The following is a 20,675-nucleotide window of genomic DNA, read 5'->3' on the forward strand; positions in this document are numbered from 1 at the left end:
GGGCAAGGGCCAAGGGCCCCTGCCTAACCGAACGGATAGCTGTTTACTGACTTTCGCCACGCTCACGGGCAATGGCGCGGTAGCCAATGTCGGTGCGGTAGAAGCAGCCTTTCCAGTCGATCTTCGCCGCCAGCTTGTAAGCCTGTTGCTGGGCGGCATCTACGCTGCTGCCCATGGCGGTGGCGCACAATACGCGACCACCGGCGGTGACGACCTTGCCATCCTTGAGCGCGGTGCCCGCGTGGAACACCTTGCCTTCCAGCGTAGCAGCCGCCTCCAGACCTTCAATCACATCGCCCTTGGCGTAGTCGGCCGGGTAGCCGCCAGCGGCCAGCACGACGCCGACGCTTGGGCGCGGGTCCCACTGGGCTTCGACCTTGTCGAGGGCCTGGGCCAGCGCCGCTTCCACCAGCAGTACCAGGCTCGATTGCAGACGCAGCATCACTGGTTGGGTTTCCGGATCGCCGAAGCGGCAGTTGAACTCGATGACTTTCGGGTTGCCGGCCTTGTCGATCATCAAGCCGGCGTACAGGAAGCCGGTGTACACATTGCCTTCTTCGGCCATGCCGCGCACGGTTGGCCAGATCACCAGGTCCATCACGCGCTTGTGCACTTCGGCAGTCACTACCGGAGCCGGGGAGTAAGCGCCCATGCCGCCAGTGTTCGGGCCGCTGTCGCCGTCGCCCACACGCTTGTGGTCCTGGCTGGTGGCCATCGGCAGTACGTTCTTGCCGTCGACCATCACGATGAAGCTGGCTTCTTCGCCGTCGAGGAACTCTTCGATCACCACCCGGGAACCGGCTTCACCGAAAGCGTTGCCGGCGAGCATGTCGCGCACGGCGTCTTCGGCTTCAGCCAGGGTCATCGCGACGATCACGCCTTTGCCGGCGGCCAGGCCGTCGGCCTTGATCACGATCGGTGCACCGACCTCACGCAGGTAAGCCAGGGCCGGCTCGATCTCGGTGAAGTTCTGGTAATCGGCGGTCGGGATCTTGTGGCGTGCCAGGAAATCCTTGGTGAAGGCTTTCGAGCCTTCCAGCTGGGCAGCGCCGGCGGTTGGGCCGAAGCAGTCCAGGCCACGGCTGCGGAACAGGTCCACGACGCCAGCCACCAAGGGCACTTCCGGACCGACGATGGTCAGGGAAACGTTTTTCTCGGCAAAGTCCGCCAGTTGCTCAAGGGCCAACACGTCGATGGCGACGTTTTCGCACTTGGCTTCAATGGCGGTACCGGCGTTGCCGGGGGCGACGAACACTTTCTGGACGCGCGGGTCCTGGGCAACTTTCCAGGCCAGGGCGTGTTCACGGCCACCGCTGCCAATGATCAAAACATTCATTTCAAAAACCTCAAATTCTGTGGGCGCTGCACGAGCGCTTTAATGTGGAGCCGGACTCTTGTGGCGAGGGAGCTTGCTCCCGTTCGACAGCGCAGCTGGAGCCCGCTTTTGGGGGCGCTTCGCACCCCAGCGGGAGCAAGCTCCCTCGCCACAAAACCGGCTCCCACATTTCGATCGAGTTGGCTCAGTGACGGAAGTGGCGCATGCCGGTGAAGACCATGGCGATGCCGGCTTCATCAGCCGCTGCAATCACTTCTGCGTCACGCATCGAGCCGCCTGGCTGGATCACGGCGGTAACACCGGCTTTCGCGGCGTTGTCGAGGCCGTCGCGGAACGGGAAGAATGCGTCGGACGCCATCACCGAACCGGCAACCTGCAAGCCGGCATGTTCAGCCTTGATCGCAGCGATACGCGCCGAGTTCACGCGGCTCATCTGGCCGGCGCCAACACCGATGGTCTGGCGATTCTTGGCGTAGACGATGGCGTTGGATTTAACGTACTTGGCGACTTTCCAGGCGAAGATCAGGTCGTTGATTTCCTGTTCGGTCGGGGCGCGCTTGGTCACTACTTTCAGGTCGGCGCTGCCGATCATGCCGATGTCGCGGCTCTGTACCAGCAAGCCGCCGTTGACGCGCTTGTAGTCCCAGGCAGCGGCACGCTCAGCCGACCACTCGCCGCAGGCCAGCAGGCGCACATTGGCCTTGGCAGCAACAATGGCACGGGCCTCGATACTGACGGATGGGGCAATGATCACTTCAACGAACTGACGCTCAACGATCGCCTTGGCGGTCTCGGCGTCCAGCTCACGGTTGAAGGCGATGATGCCGCCGAAGGCCGATTCGGTGTCGGTGGCGTAGGCCAGTTCGTAGGCCTGGCGGATACCGCCTTCAGCGTCCGGGCTCACGGCCACGCCGCACGGGTTGGCGTGCTTGACGATCACACAGGCCGGCTTGACGAAGCTCTTCACACATTCCAGCGCGGCGTCGGTGTCAGCCACGTTGTTGTAGGACAGCTCTTTGCCTTGCAGTTGGGTCGCGGTGGCGATGCCGACTTCAGCAGGCTTGGCCTCAACGTAGAACGCCGCGCTCTGGTGCGGGTTCTCGCCGTAGCGCATTTCCTGGGCCTTGATGAACTGGCTGTTGAAGGTGCGCGGGAACTGGCTGCGACCTTCAGTGCTCAGGGTTTCGGCCGCCTGGTTCACGGTGCCCATGTAGTTGGCAATCATGCCGTCGTAGGCGGCGGTGTGTTCGAAGGCCTTGAGCATCAGGTCGAAGCGCTGGGCGTAGGTCAGGCCTCCGGCTTTCAGGCTTTCCAGTACGTTGGCGTAGTCGCTGGCGTTCACCACGATGGCCACGTCTTTGTGGTTCTTGGCTGCCGAGCGAACCATGGTCGGGCCGCCGATATCGATGTTTTCGATGGCGGTCGGCAGGTCGCAGCCTGGCTTGTTGATGGTGGCTTCGAACGGGTACAGGTTAACGGCCACCAGGTCGATCGGCTTGATGCCGTGCTCGCTCATGATGGCGTCGTCGATACCGCGACGACCGAGGATCCCGCCGTGGATTTTCGGGTGCAGGGTCTTGACCCGACCGTCCATCATTTCTGCGAAACCGGTGTAGTCCGCCACTTCCACTGCGGCCACGCCGTTGTCCTGCAGCAGTTTGAAGGTCCCGCCGGTGGAGAGAATCTCCACGCCCAGGGCTTCCAGCTCCCGGGCAAATTCGAGGATGCCGGTCTTGTCGGAGACACTGATCAAGGCACGGCGGATCGGCAGGCGGGTAGTCTGGTCGGTCATTTCAATTTCCATCAAAAGCAAAGGAGTCAGCAAAAAAGGCGTCCGTTTTTACGCGGGCGCCTTTCTGGTTTGATTGAATGCTTACAGCAAATCGTACTGCTTGAGTTTCTTGCGCAGCGTCCCACGGTTCAGACCGAGCAGCTCACTGGCCTTGGTCTGGTTGCCCTTGACGTAGTTCATTACGCTTTCGAGCAACGGCGCTTCGACTTCGGAGAGCACCAGGTTGTACACGTCCGTGACGGCAGCGCCCTCAAGGTGGGCGAAATAATTGTGCAGCGCCTTCTCGACACTCCCGCGAAGGGTCTGGCCTTCTTCGCTCGGCGTGTTGAGGTGCTGTTTCAAATTGACGTTGTCGCTCACGGGTGTTGTTCCACTCACTAAAGTCTCGGTCATCATCGTCATGCGGCCACCCCTTCTCCGTCCCCTGTCACCAGGCTCTTGTAACGCTCGGTGAAGAACTCACGAACGTTGGCGCACTGTGCTTCCGTATCATCCAAACGATTGAAGTGGGCGCGAAACTCCTTGGCGCCCGGCAAGGTTGCGAGATACCAGCCCACATGCTTGCGAGCAATGCGTACGCCCATCACGTCTCCATAGAAGGCGTGCAGCGCGGCCAGATGCTCTAGCAGAATACGTTCCACCTCGATCAGCTCCGGTGCCGGCAAGGTTTCGCCGGTACGCAGAAAATGCTCGATCTCACGAAAAATCCACGGCCGCCCCTGGGCCGCGCGGCCAATCAACAGGCCATCGGCGCCGGTCGCGTGCAGCACGCGCCGGGCTTTCTCGGCTGAATCGATGTCGCCGTTGGCAAAGACGGGAATCGACACCGCCTGCTTGATCGCGGCAATGGTGTCGTACTCGGCTTCACCGGTGTAAAGGTCGGCGCGGGTGCGGCCATGCACTGCCAGCGCTGTAATGCCCGCCTGCTCGGCGATCTTCGCCACCGTCAGGCCATTCTTGTTGTCCCGGTCCCAACCGGTGCGGATCTTCAGGGTGACCGGCACATCCACTGCAGCGACCACGGCATGCAGGATCTCGCTCACCAACTGCTCATCCTTCAACAGGGCAGAACCTGCGGCCTTGTTGCAGACCTTCTTGGCCGGGCAACCCATGTTGATATCAATAATCTGCGCCCCCAACTCCACGTTGGCCCGGGCCGCATCCGCCAGCATTTGCGCATCACCGCCGGCGATCTGCACCGAGCGGGGCTCGGGATCACCTTCGTGGATCATGCGCATCCGCGATTTGCGGGTGTTCCACAAGCTCATGTCGCTGGTCACCATTTCCGAGACTACAAGCCCTGCGCCCAAACGTTTGCAAAGCTGACGAAAGGGCTGGTCGGTGACGCCCGCCATCGGGGCGAGGATCAAGCCGTTGTGCAATGTGTATGGGCCGATGCGTACCGCCGACATAGGACTTCCCTGTTGTGGGGCCGGATCATTAGAGTTCGAAAAAGGGTTGGCATGATACCCGCTCTCGATGACTGGATAAAGGCTGAATTGGATAAAATCTGAACAGTTATTTTCTTATCGCCGCTGGTTTGGTCAAGGGCGGTGCAGTCAAGAATCCGCCGTCAAACCTTGCCCCGTGTGCCGGATCACTCGGGAGAATGGAAGCTCAGGCTGTAATTCACCGCTTTGTTTCCCGGGTCGAGGATGTCCAGGGCAATGTGGATCGGCGTCTGGGAGGGCATCTCGGTTACGCCGGCCAACTCACCGCTGAGGTATTCGGCGGGCTTGAAGCGACGACTGGCGATCATATTCCCGTTCATGTCGGCAAAGCGCAGCTCCAACAGCGGGAACGGTTGGGAGAAAGTCGCGCGGTTATAGATGATCGCGTCCACCACCAGGGCGCCCGCGAACTCCGGGTGGCTGCGCACCACCAGATTGCTGCTCTTGATGTGGGCGATATCGACCCGTGAGGGCACAGTGCAGCCCAGTTTCGGGCACAGTTCCTGGAACCATGGGCGGTAGGCGTCCTGGCGTGCCAGGTCGTCGAATTGGTAGGCGACGTATTGTCCCGCCAGGCCGGCGGCAGCCAGCAACACCAGCAAGCCCCAGAACAGGCGGCGACCCCAGCCGGAGGCGCGCTTCTGGGAGTAGAGGTGCAGCGGATCGTCTTCCAGGTCCGAAAGCAGGTCGTCGTGGACGCCGGCCTCGGGGCGAGGGCGCTTGCGTTTGGGCTGCGGGCGTTCCGGTTGTTCGGGTTCCGGCTCTTCTGCTACGGCGGTTACCGGTGGATCGAGTTCGTCATCGGTGGTGTTGGCGTGCAGCGCTGGTTCGTCGTCGGGCTCGACCGCTTCAAACGACATCGACGGTTCGGTGCGCTTGGGTTTGCCGGGGCCTGCCTTGGCCGGTTGCGGTTCATCATCGGCCGGTTGCGGGGCTTGCGCCCGTTCATCCCGTGGCTCACTGAACAGGCTGGCAGCCCATTGCTCTTCCTCGGCCTTGGCCGTATCGCGGCTGGCGCTGAGGGCGTCTTCCTTTTGCCGACGGTCGGCGCCGGGTTGGCGACGATCGGCTCCTACCGGCTGGGTGTGCTGAATCTCGCGACGTTCCAGCTTGGCCAGTTCTTCGTCGAGGTCCAGGTTATCCAGGTCAAGCTCTTCGGAGGTCCACTGCTTCTGGCTGATGGCCCGGGGTGCCTCGGGTGGCGGTTCTGCTGCTGGCGGTGGCGCTACCGCCGGGAGTGCCTGGGGCGCGGGCGTACTGCCACGCTGCTCCAGCAGTTGGCGAGCGGCATTGAACACTTGCAGGCATGAGCCACAGCGCACCACGCCACGGGCCACGCTCAATTGAGCGTGGTTGACGCGAAAGCGTGCTTGGCAATGTGGGCACTGGGTGACGAAACTGTCGGTCATGCGGCCATCCGATTCATGCAGGCGCTCATTCTAGCGCCGACGACCACTGATGCGTACCCAGCCATCGCGGTTGGCGATCGGATCCAGCTCGAAATCCTGGGCGTAGGCGGCGGCCACGTCCTCGCCTTGTTCGGCGAGGATGCCCGACAGCGCCAGGCGGCCGCCCGGCTTGACCAGGCTTGACAGCTGCGGTGCCAACGCGACCAGCGGCCCGGCGAGGATGTTGGCCACCAGTACGTCGGCCTGCACCTGGGGCAATTGCTCCGGCAGGTACAGCGGGAATTTCTCTTCGGCGATGTTATTGCGCCCAGCGTTATCGCGGGAGGCTTCCAGGGCTTGCACGTCGATATCGGTACCGACGGCTTCCTTGGCGCCCAACAGCAGGGCGGCGATGGCCAGGATCCCCGAGCCGCAGCCGAAGTCCAGCACGTTGCAGTCTTTCAGGTCCTGGCCGTCGAGCCATTCCAGGCACAGGGCGGTGGTCGGGTGAGTGCCGGTGCCGAAGGCCAGGCCCGGGTCCAGCAGCAGGTTGACGGCGTCAGGCTCGGGGGCGGCGTGCCAGCTCGGCACGATCCACAGGCGCTGGCCAAAACGCATCGGCTGGAAGTTGTCCATCCAGCTGCGTTCCCAGTCCTGGTCTTCGATGATTTCGCTGTGGTGTTCCGGCAGTGGGCCGCCGGTGAGCAGTTCCATATGGGCCAGCACGCTGGCGGCATCGGTGCCGTCTTCGAACAGGGCCAGCAGATGGGTGTGGGACCACAGCGGGGTGGTGTTGAGCTCGGGCTCGAAGATCGGCTGGTCTTCGGCGTCCATGAAGGTCACCGACACGGCGCCCACTTCGAGGAACGCGTCTTCGTAGGTTTCGGCTTGTTCTGGGCTGATGGCGAGACGGACTTGCAGCCAAGGCATGGCGGGCACCTTTGAAAAAATGAGTGTGCAGCGGGGTAGGGCTGCGAAAGACGCGCAAGTTTACGCGAGCGGCGGGCAGAAGACGACACCACTGACTGAACGCAGGCTAAATGTGAGAGCTGGCTTGCCTGCGATAGGGGAGTGTCAGCGGAGCATTACCTCACTGACCCACCGCCATCGCAGGCAAGCCAGCTCCCACAGGGTTTTGTGGTGTTTTTTGTATCCCACAAACAACAAAACCGCCCGAAGGCGGCTTTGTGGGGTGGATCACTTCGCTTACTGATTAGCCAGCTTGTGTTCCAGGTAGTGAATGTTCACACCACCTTCGCAGAAGCCTTCATCGCGAACCAGATCCCGATGCAACGGGATGTTGGTCTTGATGCCGTCTACCACGATTTCGTCCAGGGCGTTACGCATACGGGCCATGGCCTCGTCGCGGGTGGCGCCCCAGGTGATCAGCTTGCCGATCAGCGAGTCGTAGTTGGACGGAACCTTGTAGCCGCTGTACAGGTGCGAATCCACACGGACGCCGTTGCCGCCGGGCGCGTGGAAATGCTTGACCAGGCCAGGGCTTGGGATAAAGGTTTTCGGGTCTTCGGCGTTGATCCGGCACTCCAGGGAGTGGCCGTGGATCTTCACATCATCCTGGGTAAACGACAGCTTGTTGCCCGCGGCGATGCTCAGCATCTCCTTGACGATGTCGATACCGGTGACCATTTCCGAAACCGGATGCTCTACCTGCACACGAGTGTTCATCTCGATGAAGTAGAAACGGCCGTTCTCGTACAGGAACTCGAAAGTGCCCGCGCCACGGTAGTTGATGTCGATGCACGCCTTGACGCAGCGAGCCAGTACTTCCTGGCGAGCAGTTTCATCCAGGCCCGGTGCCGGCGCTTCTTCCAGAACCTTCTGGTGACGACGTTGCAGCGAGCAATCGCGGTCGCCCAGGTGGATGGCGTGGCCCTGGCCGTCGGACAGTACCTGCACTTCCACGTGACGTGGGTTGGTCAGGTACTTTTCCAGGTAGACCATCGGGTTGCCGAACCAGGCGCCCGCTTCGGAGCGGGTCTGCTTGGCGGCTTCGATCAGGTCTTCTTCCTTGTGCACCACGCGCATGCCGCGACCACCACCGCCGCCGGCGGCCTTGATGATCACCGGGTAACCGACTTCGCGACCAATGCGCAGGGCGGTTGCCTCGTCTTCAGGCAGCGGGCCGTCGGAACCTGGAACGGTTGGCACGCCGGCCGCGATCATGGCGTCCTTGGCCGATACCTTGTCGCCCATCAGGCGAATGGTTTCGGCTTTGGGGCCGATGAAGGCAAACCCGGATTTCTCCACCTGTTCGGCGAAATCGGCGTTTTCCGCGAGGAAGCCGTAGCCCGGGTGAATACCATCGGCGCCGGTCACTTCGGCGGCGGCGATGATGTTCGAGACTTTCAGGTACGAATTCGTGGCCAGTGGCGGGCCGATGCAGATGCTTTCGTCCGCCAGTTTCACGTGCATCAATTCGGTATCGGCCGTCGAGTAAACAGCGACGGTCTTGATGCCCTCTTCCTTACAGGCGCGCAGGATACGCAGCGCGATCTCGCCGCGGTTGGCGATCAGGACTTTTTGCAGTTTCTTCGCAGGTTTCAACATCGAAGGCGCTCCGCGGTTCAAACGATGGTGAACAGCGGCTGGTCGTACTCAACCGGCTGACCGTTTTCTACCAGGATGGATTCGATGACGCCGGCTTTTTCAGCCGTGATGTGGTTCATCATCTTCATCGCTTCAACGATGCAGATGGTGTCGCCCACTTTCACGGTTGCGCCGACTTCAACGAAGGCTGGCGAGGTCGGTGCCGGGGTGCGGTAGAAGGTACCGACCATTGGCGACTTGACCACGAAACCGTTCAGTTTTGGCGCAGCAGGGGCTTCGGCAGCAGCCGCAACCGGAGCAGCAGCCACTGGCGCAGCGGCCGGAGCCGGCGCTTGCATCTGCGGTGCGTAGAACTGTTGGGCCGGGGTCTTGCTGTGACGGCTGATCCGTACGGATTCCTCGCCTTCCTTGATCTCCAGCTCGTCGATACCGGATTCTTCCAGCAGTTCGATCAGTTTCTTAACTTTACGGATATCCATGAATCATCAACTCCCAAAGGGTCGGTCAGGGGCGCTTGGCCGTGTCTTCAAGCTGTTCCAGGGCGGCCTCCAGGGCCAGTCGGTAACCGCTGGCGCCAAGGCCGCAGATCACTCCTACCGCAACGTCGGAGAAGTAAGAGTGATGGCGGAAAGGTTCGCGTTTGTGCACGTTCGATAAATGCACTTCGATGAATGGGATGCTCACCGCCAGCAGCGCGTCACGTAATGCAACGCTTGTGTGCGTAAAAGCGGCGGGATTGATCAGGATAAAGTCCACGCCTTCGCTGCGCGCGGCATGGATGCGATCAATCAGTTCGTACTCGGCATTGCTTTGCAGGTAGAGCAGATGGTGGCCGGCATCACGTGCCCGTCGTTCCAGATCGAGGTTGATCTGTTCGAGGGTCACTGACCCGTAGACGCCCGGTTCGCGGGTGCCGAGCAGGTTCAGGTTGGGTCCGTGAAGAACCAGTAAGGTCGCCATCGGCTGTTCCTTGTTATTGATGTGGGCACGGTAGAACCCGGCGACTATGCCGCAAAGCCTTTGTGACTGTCCAGTTCTATGCAGTAGGCAGCACGATTAGCGAGGATTGCGCAAAATATGTGACCGCAAGGCTGAATCCGGTCAGTGTGGGAGCGGGCTTGCCTGCGATGGCGGTGGTTCAGCCGCCACATGCGTTGACGGGGGCGCCGCCTTCGCGAGCAAGCCCGCTCCCACATTTTGATCTTCACAAGACCGGAGAGCCGGTTACACGCGGAATGCCTGCACGGCGGTATTGAGTTGCCCGCCAAGTACCAGCAAGTGCTCGCCCTGGCGGCGTCCCTGGCCAATTCGCAGCAAGTTGTCCTCACCCAGCTGGTGAATCCGCTCACTGTTATCGCGGATTTCACTCACGGCGCCACTTTGCTGGGCCGTCACATCGGCAATTCGCACCGCAGTGTCGGAGATCGTCTGGATCGCCCCGACGATTTCATCCAGCGCGCCGTCGGCCGCCTGGGCTTGCTCGGCGGTGGCCTCGGCGTGTTCGACCTGGGCGCGCATGCCTTCCACCGATTGCCGGGCGGCGGTTTGCAGGCCGGCGATCAGGTGCTGGATTTCGGCGGTGGCGCCGGCGGTGCGCTGGGCCAGGGAGCGCACTTCATCGGCTACCACGGCGAACCCGCGCCCGGCCTCTCCGGCCCGCGCAGCTTCGATGGCGGCGTTCAGCGCCAGCAGGTTGGTCTGGTCGGCAATGGAGCGAATCACCGTGAGTACGCCGCCGATGGTCGCGGATTCCTCGGCGAGTTTCTCGATCATCTGCGCATTTGTCTGCACTTCGCCGACCAAGGCGTGCAACCCGGTCAGGCTCAGGCCGATCACTCGTTGGCCCTGTTCCACGGCTTGGCCTGCACTGCGGCTGGCCTCGGCGGCCTGGCTGGCGTCGCCGGCAACCTGCTGGATCGTGGCTTCCAGTTCGCCCAGGGAATCGCGAATCTGCGCGGTGTCACCGGCCTGGCGCTCGGCACCGTCGTGCATGCCGCTGCTCAATTCCGCCAGGGCGCTGCTGCTGCCGGCCACTTGCTCGGCGTTGCCGCGGATAGTGCCCACCAGGTCCACCAGATAAGCACGCAGGCGATTCAGGGACTCCTCGATATCGTGCAGTTCGCGGTTGGTCTTGCCCAAGGCAATGTGCTGGCTGAAGTCGCCTTCGGCCCAAGTGGACAAGGCGGGCGCCAGGTTGGTCAGCACCCGCGCCAGGCGCCGTTGCAAGGTGTCGATCAACAGCGCGATCAGCAAAATCAGGCCGATCATGACGCCTTGCATCAGCCGCACTTCGCCCTGGATCTGCGCATGCTGGGCCCGCACCACCGGCTCTAGCCCGGCAATGGCTTGCTGCACGGCGTTGATTTTCAGGTGGGTGCTGCTGGCCAGTTCGGTGCGTTGCTGGATTTGCTCGCGGGTGCGTTTCAGCTCAGCGGGGTAGCGGGTCAGCAGGCTGTTGAGTTCGCGCTTGAGGTCGACGCCGGTGTCCTGGGCTACGGTTTTTTCAGCGTTTTCCAGGCCCATCATGGCCGAGAAGTCGTCGGTATTGGACTCGCTGCTGGCGGTCACGCCCAGCAACGGCAGTTGCCCCAGCACGTCAGCCTGGCTGCGGATATTGCTGACTTCGCGCTCCACATCGTCGGCCAGTTCGCTGCGCCCGCTGCTTACCAGCTTGTCCCGGGCCAGGGAGAGTTTGGCCAGGTGCTGGGACGCCGCGAGCAACGGCGGCAGGTAACGTGCCGCGTCGGGGGCAGTGACACCGCTGGCGTATTGGTTGAGTTGCTCCAGATTGGCGCCGAGCTCGCGTTCGGCTTGCAGCAGCAAGGCCTGCGGGTCGCCCGCCAGCTTGCCGGCGGCCAGCAGGTCGGTCTTGCTGAAGGTATCCAGGTCTACCAGGCTGGGGCGCAGGTTTTGCGCCAGGTCCGCGGGTAACTCATCCAGATGCTGCAACAGGTTTTCCAGGCTCTGGCTGGCGCTGCTCAGGCGCAGGGCGTCGCCGCTGGCGAGGTAATCGTCGATATTGCGCGCGGCCTGGTTTTGAAAGGTCTGCGACAGGCCCAGGTAGCGCTCCATCAACAGATAGGGGCGCTCCAGGGCGCGTTGCGACCACCAGAGCGTCGCGCCCAGGGCCAGGCAAACGGCGACCAGAAGGAGGGTGTTCAGATTCGTCAGCAGCTTCAGGCGCATGCGTGGTTTCAACCGACAGCAGAAGTAAGTGCCTGAAGTTATTGCGTTTCCATTACAGAGTTATGACGGATTCGGTGGATTCCGGTGAAAAGGTGGCACTTTGCTTTGATGCGCGCGCCGAGATCACCCGGTTACGCCCCGCATCCTTGGCGCGGTACAGCGCCTCGTCGGCCTGGGCCGCCATCATCAGGCTGTCGGAGCCATCACACAGTTCCACCACGCCGGCACTGAAGGTGCACCACAAATCCTGGGGCTGGGCGGGGTAGTGGATCTCGGCAAAGCGCCCACGGATTTCATCGAGCACTTTGCAGGCGGCGTCGAGATCGGTGTCGGGCATCACGATGGCAAATTCTTCACCGCCGTAACGGCCTATATAGTCGGTCTTGCGCAGGCGCTGCTTGAGAAACAGCGCGAGGCTCTTGATCACCCGGTCGCCCATGGGGTGGCCGTGGCTGTCGTTGACCCGCTTGAAGTGGTCGATGTCGAGCATCGCAAAGCTCAGCGGCTTGCTCTCGCGGCGTGCGCGGAAGCTGCAGTCTTCGAGCAATTGCAGGATGTGGGTGTGGTTGTACAGCCCGGTGAGGCTGTCGCGCACCATCCGCGCCTTGAGGTTGCGCGCCCGCGCCGCACGGTTGCGCACGGTGGTAATCAGGTGCCGAGGCTTGATCGGCTTGGTGAGGAAGTCGTCGCCGCCTTCGCTCATGGCGTCCAGTTGCTTGTCCAGGTCGTCTTCGGCCGAGAGGTAGATGATCGGCACGCTGACGTAGCGGTCGTTGTGGCGGATCACCTTGGCCAGTTCGGTGCCGGTGCAGGCCGGCATATACATGTCGAGGATGATCAGGTCGGGCTGGAAGTCCGCCAGCTCGGCCATGGCCTGGATCGGTTCGATCAGGGTGCGGGTGACGATGCCGGCGCTGTTGAGCAGGCGCTCGGTGTGCAACGCCTGGGCCCGCGAGTCGTCGATGATCAGCACTTTATAAGGTTCGTACTGGGCGACGCAGGTCAGTACTTCGATTTTTTCCAGCAGGCTCGACGCCTCCAGGGTTCCGGTGAGGAACTCCTGGCCGCCGGCGCGCACGGCGGCCAGGCGGGTGGGGGTGTCGGTTTCGTGCAGGCTGAAAAACAGCAGCGGCAGTTTTTGCTCCAAGCCTTCCTGGGCTTCGGCGGCGAGCTTCAGGCCCAGGCCGGTGCCGCAGAAATCCACATCCATGACGATGGCCGCCGGCAAGCGCTCGGCCATCGATGATCGAAATGCTGCCACGCTGTCGAGGGACTGGGCACTCAAGCCGAAAAACTCCAACTGCTTGGCCAGGCGCTCGGCACGGTCGTGGTCGGCCAGCATCACGTAGATCGGCTTGCGCATCGGCGGCAGGAGGGTTTGTTCCAAGTGGTCGCCCTGGCGCAGGCCGGTGCGGGACAGGCGCTGCATCAGGCGATTGAGTTCGGTGATCAGGTGGCTGCTCAGGCGGCCGCGGTTGTCGTCCACCGCCTTGAGTGAAGCGCTGATCTGGTGTGCCAGCTGGCCGTGTTCCGGCTGCTCGAAGCGTTCGGCGAAACGCAGCAGGCGCAGGTTGGCCTCGCCGAGTTCGGTCAAGTCGGCGGTCGACCATTCGCTGCGTTGCAGGCGCTGCCAGATCTCAAGAATTTGACGTGCCTGATGAATTACCCGCTGGGCAAAATGGTGCTTGAGACGCTCACGGCTGGGGTCTTCTGGCTCGGTCATATCCTGACTACTAGTTAGGCTGCATGCTGAGGTCGAACTGATGGCTCTATGCTAGCACCTCTTTTCCGTTGCACGCGTGTCATACGTCAATTAACTGCAAGGTCCTGGATATTCATTTACCGACCATGCAGTCGCGCGGGCGTAAACATCGTGCATCCTTTATAGTCGAGCCGCGCACTTGCGCCACCCCGACTAAAAGCGCCGCAATGCTCGGCACGATGGGGTAGGGTTGTGGTCGTAGCTATTGAACTCAAGTGATTGAAAGGATATCGCCATGCTGGACTGGAAAAACCGCGCAGGCAGTGCAAAGGGCCCGGCCCCTGAAACCAAGTCGGCCCCCCGCAGCTATTTCCGTAATTTGCTGATGAGCCGTGCGTTGCTCTCGCTGGTTGCGTTGTATCTGTTGGTCACCGGTGCCCTGGGTTGGTACTGGAGTGAAGAGCCTGCGTTGTTCCCGGTCCAGCAAAACGCGCAGATTGCGGCCGAGAAGGAAGGCAAGCAAATGGTGGTGGGCTTCACCACCGTCGAAACCCTCAAGACTGTGGCCGGCACCTTGCTGAACAAGCCGGGTGGCTACATTTCCAACGACCGTTTCCCGCCGGGCCTGTGGATGGACAACATGCCGAGCTGGGAATACGGCGTGCTGGTGCAGGTGCGTGACCTGACCCGTGCCCTGCGCAAGGACTTCGCCCGTTCCCAGTCGCAGTCGGCGGAAGACGCGGACCTGGCCAAGGCCGAACCGCGCTTCAACTTCGACAACAAGAGCTGGGTGCTGCCGTCCAGCGAGTCGGAATACCAGGAAGGCATCAATTCCCTGAGCCGCTACGAAGCACGCTTGTCCGACCCTAATCAGCGCGGCGCGCTGTTCTATGCCCGTGCCGACAACCTGAACAACTGGCTGGGTGATGTGGCGACCCGCCTGGGTTCGCTGTCGCAACGCCTGTCGGCCAGCGTGGGCCGGGTCAAGCTCAACACCGCGCTGAAAACCGAAGCGCTGGCGCCGGGTGAAGTGCCGCAGCTCGACGAAGAAGTGGTGGAAACCCCATGGATGCAGATCGACAACGTGTTCTACGAAGCCCGCGGCCAGGCCTGGGCCCTGTCCCACCTGCTGCGCGCCATCGAAGTCGACTTCGCCGATGTGCTGGCCAAGAAGAACGCCACCGTCAGCGTGCGCCAGATCATTCGTGAGCTGGAAGCCTCGCAGGAACCGGTGTGGAGCCCGATGATTCTCAACGGCAGCGGTTTTGGCATCCTGGCCAACCATTCGCTGGTCATGGCCAACTATATTTCCCGGGCCAACGCTGCAGTGATCGACTTGCGTCAGCTCCTGAACCAGGGTTGATGATGGACGCTTCCACCAGGGAGGCTGCGCACCGCGCCGCCTCCGACGCCGAACTGATTGCCTGGGTCGACGAGCAGGACAACCTGCTCGGCAGCCTGGTGCGCTCCGATTTGCGCCAGCGCGGGCTGATCGGACGCTGCACCTTTATCTTCCTGTTCAACTCGGCCGGTGAGCTGTGTGTGCACCGGCGCACCTTGAGCAAAGCCATGTACCCGGGGTTCTGGGACACGGCGGCGGGCGGGATGGTGGCGGCTCATGAGTCCTACGCCGAGTCGGCAGCCCGCGAGCTGGAAGAGGAGTTGGGCGTCAGCGGCGTCGAATTGACCCCGCACGACCACTTCTATTTCGAAGACGGCGACAGCCGGCTCTGGTGCACCTCGTTCTCGGCGGTGTGGGACGGGCCCCTGCGGATCCAGCCGGAAGAAGTCATGGAGGCGCGCTTTCTGCCACTGGCGACGGTGCTGGAGGAGGCCGAACAAAAGCCCTATTGCCCGGATGCACAGGAAGGGCTGCGTCGTTATTTGGCCCTGCGTCGCTAAAGTTGCATAAATTGGCGCCATTTGGCTCTTAGCAAGGGGCCTTTTTGCCGTTACACTGCGCGACTTTTCAGGCTGAACCGCTCTCGCGGTTCAGTAGCGCTGCCCCTGCCTGAGTGGGGCTTCGCGGTCGATGACCCCATCGATCAGTCTTTGTCCTCCCAAGAGGATTGCCGGTGGCCAAAAAAGCCGCATCCTTCGCCGCCCTTGGTGGCCTGGTATTTTCCACCGACGCAGGTCGACACTGCCCGGACTGTCGCCAGCCCGTGGACGCGTGTACCTGCAAAACAACCCTGATTCCTGAAGGCGATGGTATTGCCCGCGTCCGTCGCGAGAGCAAGGGCCGTGGCGGCAAGACGGTGACCACCATCACCGGCGTGCCCCTGGCCGAAGAGGCCCTGAAGGAGTTGGCCACGACGCTGAAAAAGCGCTGTGGCACCGGTGGCGCCTTGAAAGACGGTGTCATCGAGATCCAGGGCGACCACGTCGAGTTGCTGTTGGCCGAGCTGATCAAGCTGGGTTACAAGGCGAAGAAATCCGGCGGCTAGCAGCCTCTGTGAAAACCACCCCGATGACCCGCTTGCTGAACGCAAACTGTCGTCTCCATGGTTTTCACAGAGCCTGTTCCTGACCGGTGTCTAAACTCTGTCCTGCAAGTGGGGTCTACCCCTCTCACAGGCAAATCGTCATTTTCATTCTTTAGACTGCGCCAGCCTCTGATCAGGCCGGTGCACTTCGACTTCATTTATAGGGGACTTCGATGTCCGTACGACGCACACGCAAAGACGATGGCAGCCAATGGACAGTTGCGGACAGCCGCAGTGTTTACGGGATTCGCCATTGGGGGGCCGGGTATTTCGCGATCAATGATGCCGGTCGCGTTGAAGTCCGTCCGAACGGCCCGAACAGCACGCCTGTCGACCTGTACGAGCAAGTCGACGAGCTGCGCAAAAGCGGCTTGTCCCTGCCGTTGCTGGTGCGTTTCCCCGACATCCTGCAAGACCGCGTGCGCCAGTTGACCGGTGCCTTCGATTCCAACATCGAGCGCCTGGAATACCAGAGCCAATACACCGCGCTGTACCCGATCAAGGTGAACCAGCAGGAGGCGGTGATCGAAAACATCATCGCCACCCAGGACGTGTCCATTGGCCTGGAAGCCGGCTCCAAGCCTGAGCTGCTGGCCGTGCTGGCCCTGGCGCCGAAAGGCGGCACCATCGTCTGCAACGGTTACAAAGACCGTGAGTTCATCCGCCTCGCGCTGATGGGCCAGAAGCTCGGCCACAACGTGTTCATCGTGATCGAGAAAGAATCCGAAGTCGGCCTGGTGATCGAAGAAGCCGCCAACCTCAAGGTCAAGCCACAGGTGGGCCTGCGGGTGCGCCTGTCGTCCCTGGCGTCGAGCAAGTGGGCAGACACCGGCGGCGAGAAATCCAAATTCGGTCTGTCGGCGGCGCAACTGCTGTCGGTGGTCGAGCGCTTCCGCGCGGCGGGCCTGGACCAGGGCATTCGCCTGCTGCACTTCCACATGGGCTCGCAGATCGCCAACCTGGCCGACTACCAGCACGGGTTCAAGGAAGCCATTCGTTACTACGGCGAACTGCGCAACCTCGGCCTGCCGGTGGACCACATCGACGTAGGCGGCGGCCTGGGCGTGGACTACGACGGTACGCACTCGCGTAACGCCAGCTCCATCAACTACGACATGGACGACTATGCCGGCGTGGTCGTGGGCATGCTCAAGGAATTCTGCGACGCCCAGAGCCTGCCGCATCCGCACATTTTCTCCGAGAGCGGCCGTTCCCTGACCGCCCACCACGCCATGCTGGTGGTGCAAGTCACCGACGTCGAGAAACACAACGACGACGTGCCGCTGATCGAGAACAAGGAAAGCCTGCCGGAAACCGTGCAATGGCTGGTGGACCTGCTGGGCCCGACCGACATCGAAATGGTCACCGAAACCTACTGGCGCGCCACTCACTACATGAGCGACGTGGCCACCCAGTACGCCGACGGCAAGATCACCCTGGCCGAGAAAGCCCTGGCCGAGCAGTGCTACTTCGCCGTCTGCCGCCGCCTGCACGATTCGTTGAAAGCCCGTCAGCGTTCCCACCGCCAGGTGCTGGACGAGCTCAACGACAAGCTGGCCGACAAATACATCTGCAACTTCTCGGTCTTCCAGAGCCTGCCGGACACCTGGGCCATCGGCCAGGTGCTGCCGATCCTGCCGCTGCATCGCCTCGACGAAGAGCCGCTGCGCCGTGCGGTGCTGCAGGACCTGACCTGCGACTCCGACGGCAAGATCAAGCAGTACGTCGACGAGCAAAGCATCGAGACCAGCCTGCCGGTGCACGCCGTGAAAGAAGGTGAGGACTACCTGCTGGGGATCTTCCTGGTGGGTGCCTACCAGGAAATCCTTGGCGACATGCACAACCTGTTCGGTGACACCGACTCGGTGAACATCTACCAGCGCGAAGACGGTTCGGTGTACAGCGCCGGGATCGAGACCCACGACACCATCGAAGACATGCTGCGCTACGTGCACTTGTCGCCGGAGGAGTTGATGACTCACTACCGTGACAAGTGCGCCAGCGCGAAGATCACGGCGGCGGAGCGGACTCAGTTCCTGGATGCGTTGCGTCTTGGTTTGACCCGTTCGTCGTACCTGTCCTCGTAAGCACACCGACTTCAAGGTAGACCCGGCTCTAATGTGGGAGCCGGGCTTGCCCGCGATGACGGAGTGTCAGGCAGCCAATGGGCTAGCTGACCCACCGCCATCGCAGGCAAGCCAGCTCCCACCTTTGATCAGCGTTTTGGCAGTACCCTCCTTATAGGGCCTGAACGATGTCGAGCAAACTCCTGCAAGTGTTCACCCTGGCAATAGCCGCGCTGCTTGCGGCTTGTTCGCCCATCAAAGTGCTCAACGCACTTACCCCCACCAGCACCTTCACCAAAACTTCCTCCATCGCCTACGGTGATGACCCCCGCCAGAAACTCGATATCTACCGTCCCGTCACCGCCTTGCCCGACGCGCCCGTCGTGGTGTTTTTCTATGGCGGCAGCTGGAACAGCGGCTCCAAGGATGACTACGGTTTCGTCGGCGAAGCCCTGGCCTCACGGGGCATCGTGGTGGTGATTGCTGACTACCGACTTTATCCACAGGTGCGTTACCCGGCGTTTTTGCAGGACGGCGCCCAAGCGGTGGCCTGGGCGTATCAGCACAGTGCCGAGTACGGTGGCGATCCCCGCAAGCTGTATGTGATGGGCCACAGTTCCGGTGCGTACAACGCGGCAATGCTCGCGCTGGACCCACAGTGGCTGGCCGGGGTCGGCCTGTCGCCGTCAGTCTTCAAGGGATGGATCGGCCTCGCCGGGCCGTATGATTTCCTGCCGATTGAAAACCGCGAGGTGCGCCCGGTGTTCTTCTTCCCGGATTCGCCACCCGATTCCCAACCCATCAACCACGTCAGCCATGACGCGCCGCCGAGCCTGTTGATTGCCTCGGTGGACGACAACCTGGTCAACCCCACGCGCAATACCGGCGGGTTGGCGAACAAACTGCGGGCGGCGGGCGTGCCGGTGGAGGCGTTCTACTTCACCAAGACCAGCCACGCGACATTGGTGGCCTCGATCTCCCGGCCGCTGCGCTGGCTGGCGCCTGTGTTGGACCGGGTCACGGCGTTTATCAAGTTCACGCCGGGCCAGTGAGCCAGCGGTCCTGTTGGTTCAGGCGCCAGGCAATTGCCCACAGCGTGAGGCTGCGCAGGGCCATGAACAGCAGGAAGGTTATCCACAGGCCGTGATTGCCCAGGCCCTGCAAGGCCCAGGCGAAGGGCAGCACAATCACCACCGTCAGCAGCATGCCGTTGCGCATTTCCCGGGCGCGGGTGGCGCCGATAAACAGGCCGTCCAGCAGGTAGCTCCACACGGCAATCAATGGCAGTACGGCGAGGTAGGGCAGGTAGATGTCGGCGGTTTCGCGCACGCTCGGGATGTCGGTTTGCATGGCGATAAACAAGTGGCCGAACACAGCGAACAGGATCGCAAAACCGATACTGGCCAGCAGCGACCAACCACAGGCCACCACCAGCGAGCGGCGCAAGGCCTGGCGGTCGTGGGCGCCGATGGCATGGCCGCACAAGGCTTCCACGGCGTGGGCCAGCCCGTCCAGGGCATGAGCCGTCAGCAGTAATCCGTTCAGCAACAGCGCATTCGCCGCGACTGTCGCATCACCCAAGCGAGCGCCTTGCACGGTGATCATGAAAAACACCGATTGCAGGGCCAGGCTGCGGATGAAGATATCGCGGTTTACCGCCAGCAGCGGGCGCCAGCTTTGCCACAGCGTGAGTGCGGCCCAGGCGATATGGCCGGGGTAGGCGCGCAGGGCTTTTTGGGTGAGGGCCAGGCCGAGCAGGGCGCCGGTCCATTCGGCGATCACCGAGGCGCGGGCGGAGCCGACCACGCCCCAATCCAGACCCAGCACGAACCACAGGTTGAGAGCGATGTTGACGAGGTTGGTGGTCAGCAAAATCGCCAGGGGCGCGCGGGCGTTCTGGGTGCCGAGGAACCAGCCCACCAGCGCGTAGCTGGCCAGGGCTGCGGGCAGGCCGAAGAGGCGGGTGTGGAAGAATTCACGGGTCAGTTGGTTCAGCTCGGGCGAGGGTTGCATCCAGTCCAGCACCAGGCCGCTTAACGGAATGCCGATGCTGCCGAGCACTATGGCCAGGCCCAGCGCCAGCAACAGTCCTTGCAACAGAATCTGCCGCAGCGCCGCGCCATCACCACGCCCGGCGGCCTGGGCGGCAAACCCGGTGGAGCCCATGCGCAGGAAGCCCATGGCCCAGGCGAGGAAGGTGTACAGGCTGGCCCCGACGGCCACGGCGCCGAGTTGATGGGCGTGGGGCAGGTGGCCGATGACCATGCTGTCCACCAGCGCCACCAGCGGCACGGAGATGTTCGACAGGATCATCGGCGCGGCGAGGGCCCACACGCGGCGGTGGGTGGGGCGGTCGCGCCAGTCGGTCAGCAGGGAAGTCATGCGGGCTCCTTTGGGGAGCGATAGTGTAACTGGCCATTGGCGGCAACGCAGATCCGATGTAGGGGGTGATTTCCTACAGGTGAAACTTTGATGGGCGTGAGGCGATTCGTTTTATTCAAGAGCCTGGCCGAACGGTCAGTTGTTAGGTCCTGCGCTGTTCAGCACCATCCTTTTCACGCCATGCCGGCGCGATCACACGCCTCATGAATCAACACCCTTGTGGTGCTCAGGCCTGCTTGGGCGCGAGAAAAGGAAAACAACATGGAAAATGCGGAAAAGGAGAGCCAGATGTGAGGCGCTACAACATCACAGAAGGAG

Annotated in this window: 17 protein-coding genes; 5 read left to right on the forward strand and 12 right to left on the reverse strand. The window is 62.2% G+C overall.

Translation table 11 applies throughout. The annotated features are described in order from the left end of the window. Positions 1 to 43: 43 nt before the first annotated feature. From purD to LIY45_RS07920, 11 genes are all read right to left on the reverse strand, one after another. On the reverse strand, positions 44 to 1,336 hold the full coding sequence (purD, locus tag LIY45_RS07870) for a phosphoribosylamine--glycine ligase (RefSeq protein WP_226475889.1): 1,293 nt from the start codon (positions 1,334 to 1,336) through the stop codon (positions 44 to 46). A gap of 184 nt (positions 1,337 to 1,520) precedes the next feature. Continuing rightward, complete coding sequence (gene purH / locus LIY45_RS07875) at positions 1,521 to 3,128, reverse strand: bifunctional phosphoribosylaminoimidazolecarboxamide formyltransferase/IMP cyclohydrolase (RefSeq protein WP_017478422.1); 1,608 nt, start codon at positions 3,126 to 3,128, stop codon at positions 1,521 to 1,523. An 81-nt stretch (positions 3,129 to 3,209) separates the two neighbouring features. Next, positions 3,210 to 3,530 (reverse strand): DNA-binding transcriptional regulator Fis, encoded by a 321-nt coding sequence (gene fis / locus LIY45_RS07880; protein ID WP_003186237.1) that lies wholly within the window; start codon positions 3,528 to 3,530, stop codon positions 3,210 to 3,212. Beyond that, positions 3,527 to 4,540 (reverse strand): tRNA dihydrouridine synthase DusB, encoded by a 1,014-nt coding sequence (gene dusB / locus LIY45_RS07885; RefSeq protein WP_017478423.1) that lies wholly within the window; start codon positions 4,538 to 4,540, stop codon positions 3,527 to 3,529. The genes fis and dusB overlap by 4 nt, the downstream gene beginning before the upstream one ends. Before the next feature lie 185 nt (positions 4,541 to 4,725). After that, the gene (locus LIY45_RS07890; RefSeq protein ID WP_226475890.1) at positions 4,726 to 5,988 is read right to left on the reverse strand and encodes a DUF3426 domain-containing protein; all 1,263 of its coding nucleotides are present in this window, start codon (positions 5,986 to 5,988) and stop codon (positions 4,726 to 4,728) included. Between the two features lie 30 nt (positions 5,989 to 6,018). Continuing rightward, positions 6,019 to 6,897: a 50S ribosomal protein L11 methyltransferase gene (gene prmA / locus LIY45_RS07895; protein ID WP_017478425.1), complete on the reverse strand. Its 879-nt coding sequence runs from the start codon at positions 6,895 to 6,897 to the stop codon at positions 6,019 to 6,021. A gap of 276 nt (positions 6,898 to 7,173) precedes the next feature. Then, positions 7,174 to 8,535: an acetyl-CoA carboxylase biotin carboxylase subunit gene (gene accC, locus LIY45_RS07900; protein WP_010174033.1), complete on the reverse strand. Its 1,362-nt coding sequence runs from the start codon at positions 8,533 to 8,535 to the stop codon at positions 7,174 to 7,176. 17 nt (positions 8,536 to 8,552) lie between these two features. Next, a complete protein-coding gene (accB, locus tag LIY45_RS07905; protein WP_003217309.1) occupies positions 8,553 to 9,014 on the reverse strand; it encodes an acetyl-CoA carboxylase biotin carboxyl carrier protein in 462 nt (153 codons plus the stop codon). A gap of 25 nt (positions 9,015 to 9,039) precedes the next feature. Continuing rightward, the gene (aroQ, locus tag LIY45_RS07910) at positions 9,040 to 9,495 is read right to left on the reverse strand and encodes a type II 3-dehydroquinate dehydratase (protein WP_017478426.1); all 456 of its coding nucleotides are present in this window, start codon (positions 9,493 to 9,495) and stop codon (positions 9,040 to 9,042) included. 264 nt (positions 9,496 to 9,759) lie between these two features. After that, positions 9,760 to 11,721, reverse strand: coding sequence for a methyl-accepting chemotaxis protein (locus LIY45_RS07915; RefSeq protein ID WP_226475891.1), 1,962 nt, complete (start codon positions 11,719 to 11,721; stop codon positions 9,760 to 9,762). A 52-nt stretch (positions 11,722 to 11,773) separates the two neighbouring features. Further along, positions 11,774 to 13,444, reverse strand: coding sequence for a PleD family two-component system response regulator (locus LIY45_RS07920; protein ID WP_226475892.1), 1,671 nt, complete (start codon positions 13,442 to 13,444; stop codon positions 11,774 to 11,776). 274 nt (positions 13,445 to 13,718) lie between these two features. On the opposite strand from LIY45_RS07920, the gene LIY45_RS07925 reads away from it, so the two are divergent. The 5 genes from LIY45_RS07925 (at position 13,719) to LIY45_RS07945 (ending at position 19,027) form a co-directional block, all read left to right on the forward strand. Continuing rightward, positions 13,719 to 14,786, forward strand: coding sequence for a DUF2333 family protein (locus tag LIY45_RS07925; RefSeq protein WP_017478429.1), 1,068 nt, complete (start codon positions 13,719 to 13,721; stop codon positions 14,784 to 14,786). 2 nt (positions 14,787 to 14,788) lie between these two features. Further along, entirely contained in the window at positions 14,789 to 15,325 is a 537-nt protein-coding gene (locus tag LIY45_RS07930; protein ID WP_026078096.1) for an NUDIX hydrolase, read from the forward strand. A 173-nt stretch (positions 15,326 to 15,498) separates the two neighbouring features. After that, positions 15,499 to 15,870, forward strand: coding sequence for a translation initiation factor Sui1 (locus tag LIY45_RS07935; RefSeq protein WP_003217297.1), 372 nt, complete (start codon positions 15,499 to 15,501; stop codon positions 15,868 to 15,870). A gap of 212 nt (positions 15,871 to 16,082) precedes the next feature. Next, positions 16,083 to 17,996 (forward strand): arginine decarboxylase, encoded by a 1,914-nt coding sequence (gene speA, locus LIY45_RS07940; protein WP_017478431.1) that lies wholly within the window; start codon positions 16,083 to 16,085, stop codon positions 17,994 to 17,996. Between the two features lie 167 nt (positions 17,997 to 18,163). Beyond that, entirely contained in the window at positions 18,164 to 19,027 is an 864-nt protein-coding gene (locus LIY45_RS07945) for an alpha/beta hydrolase (protein WP_226475893.1), read from the forward strand. On the opposite strand, the gene LIY45_RS07950 is transcribed toward LIY45_RS07945, so the two are convergent. Beyond that, positions 19,011 to 20,357 (reverse strand): MATE family efflux transporter, encoded by a 1,347-nt coding sequence (locus LIY45_RS07950; protein ID WP_017478433.1) that lies wholly within the window; start codon positions 20,355 to 20,357, stop codon positions 19,011 to 19,013. The two genes, LIY45_RS07945 and LIY45_RS07950, sit on opposite strands and share 17 nt — an antisense overlap. Positions 20,358 to 20,675: the final 318 nt, after the last annotated feature.

It is taken from the genome of Pseudomonas sp. MWU16-30323, from assembly GCF_020515595.1.
In the GTDB taxonomy this organism is placed as follows: Bacteria; Pseudomonadota; Gammaproteobacteria; order Pseudomonadales; family Pseudomonadaceae; genus Aquipseudomonas; species Aquipseudomonas yamanorum.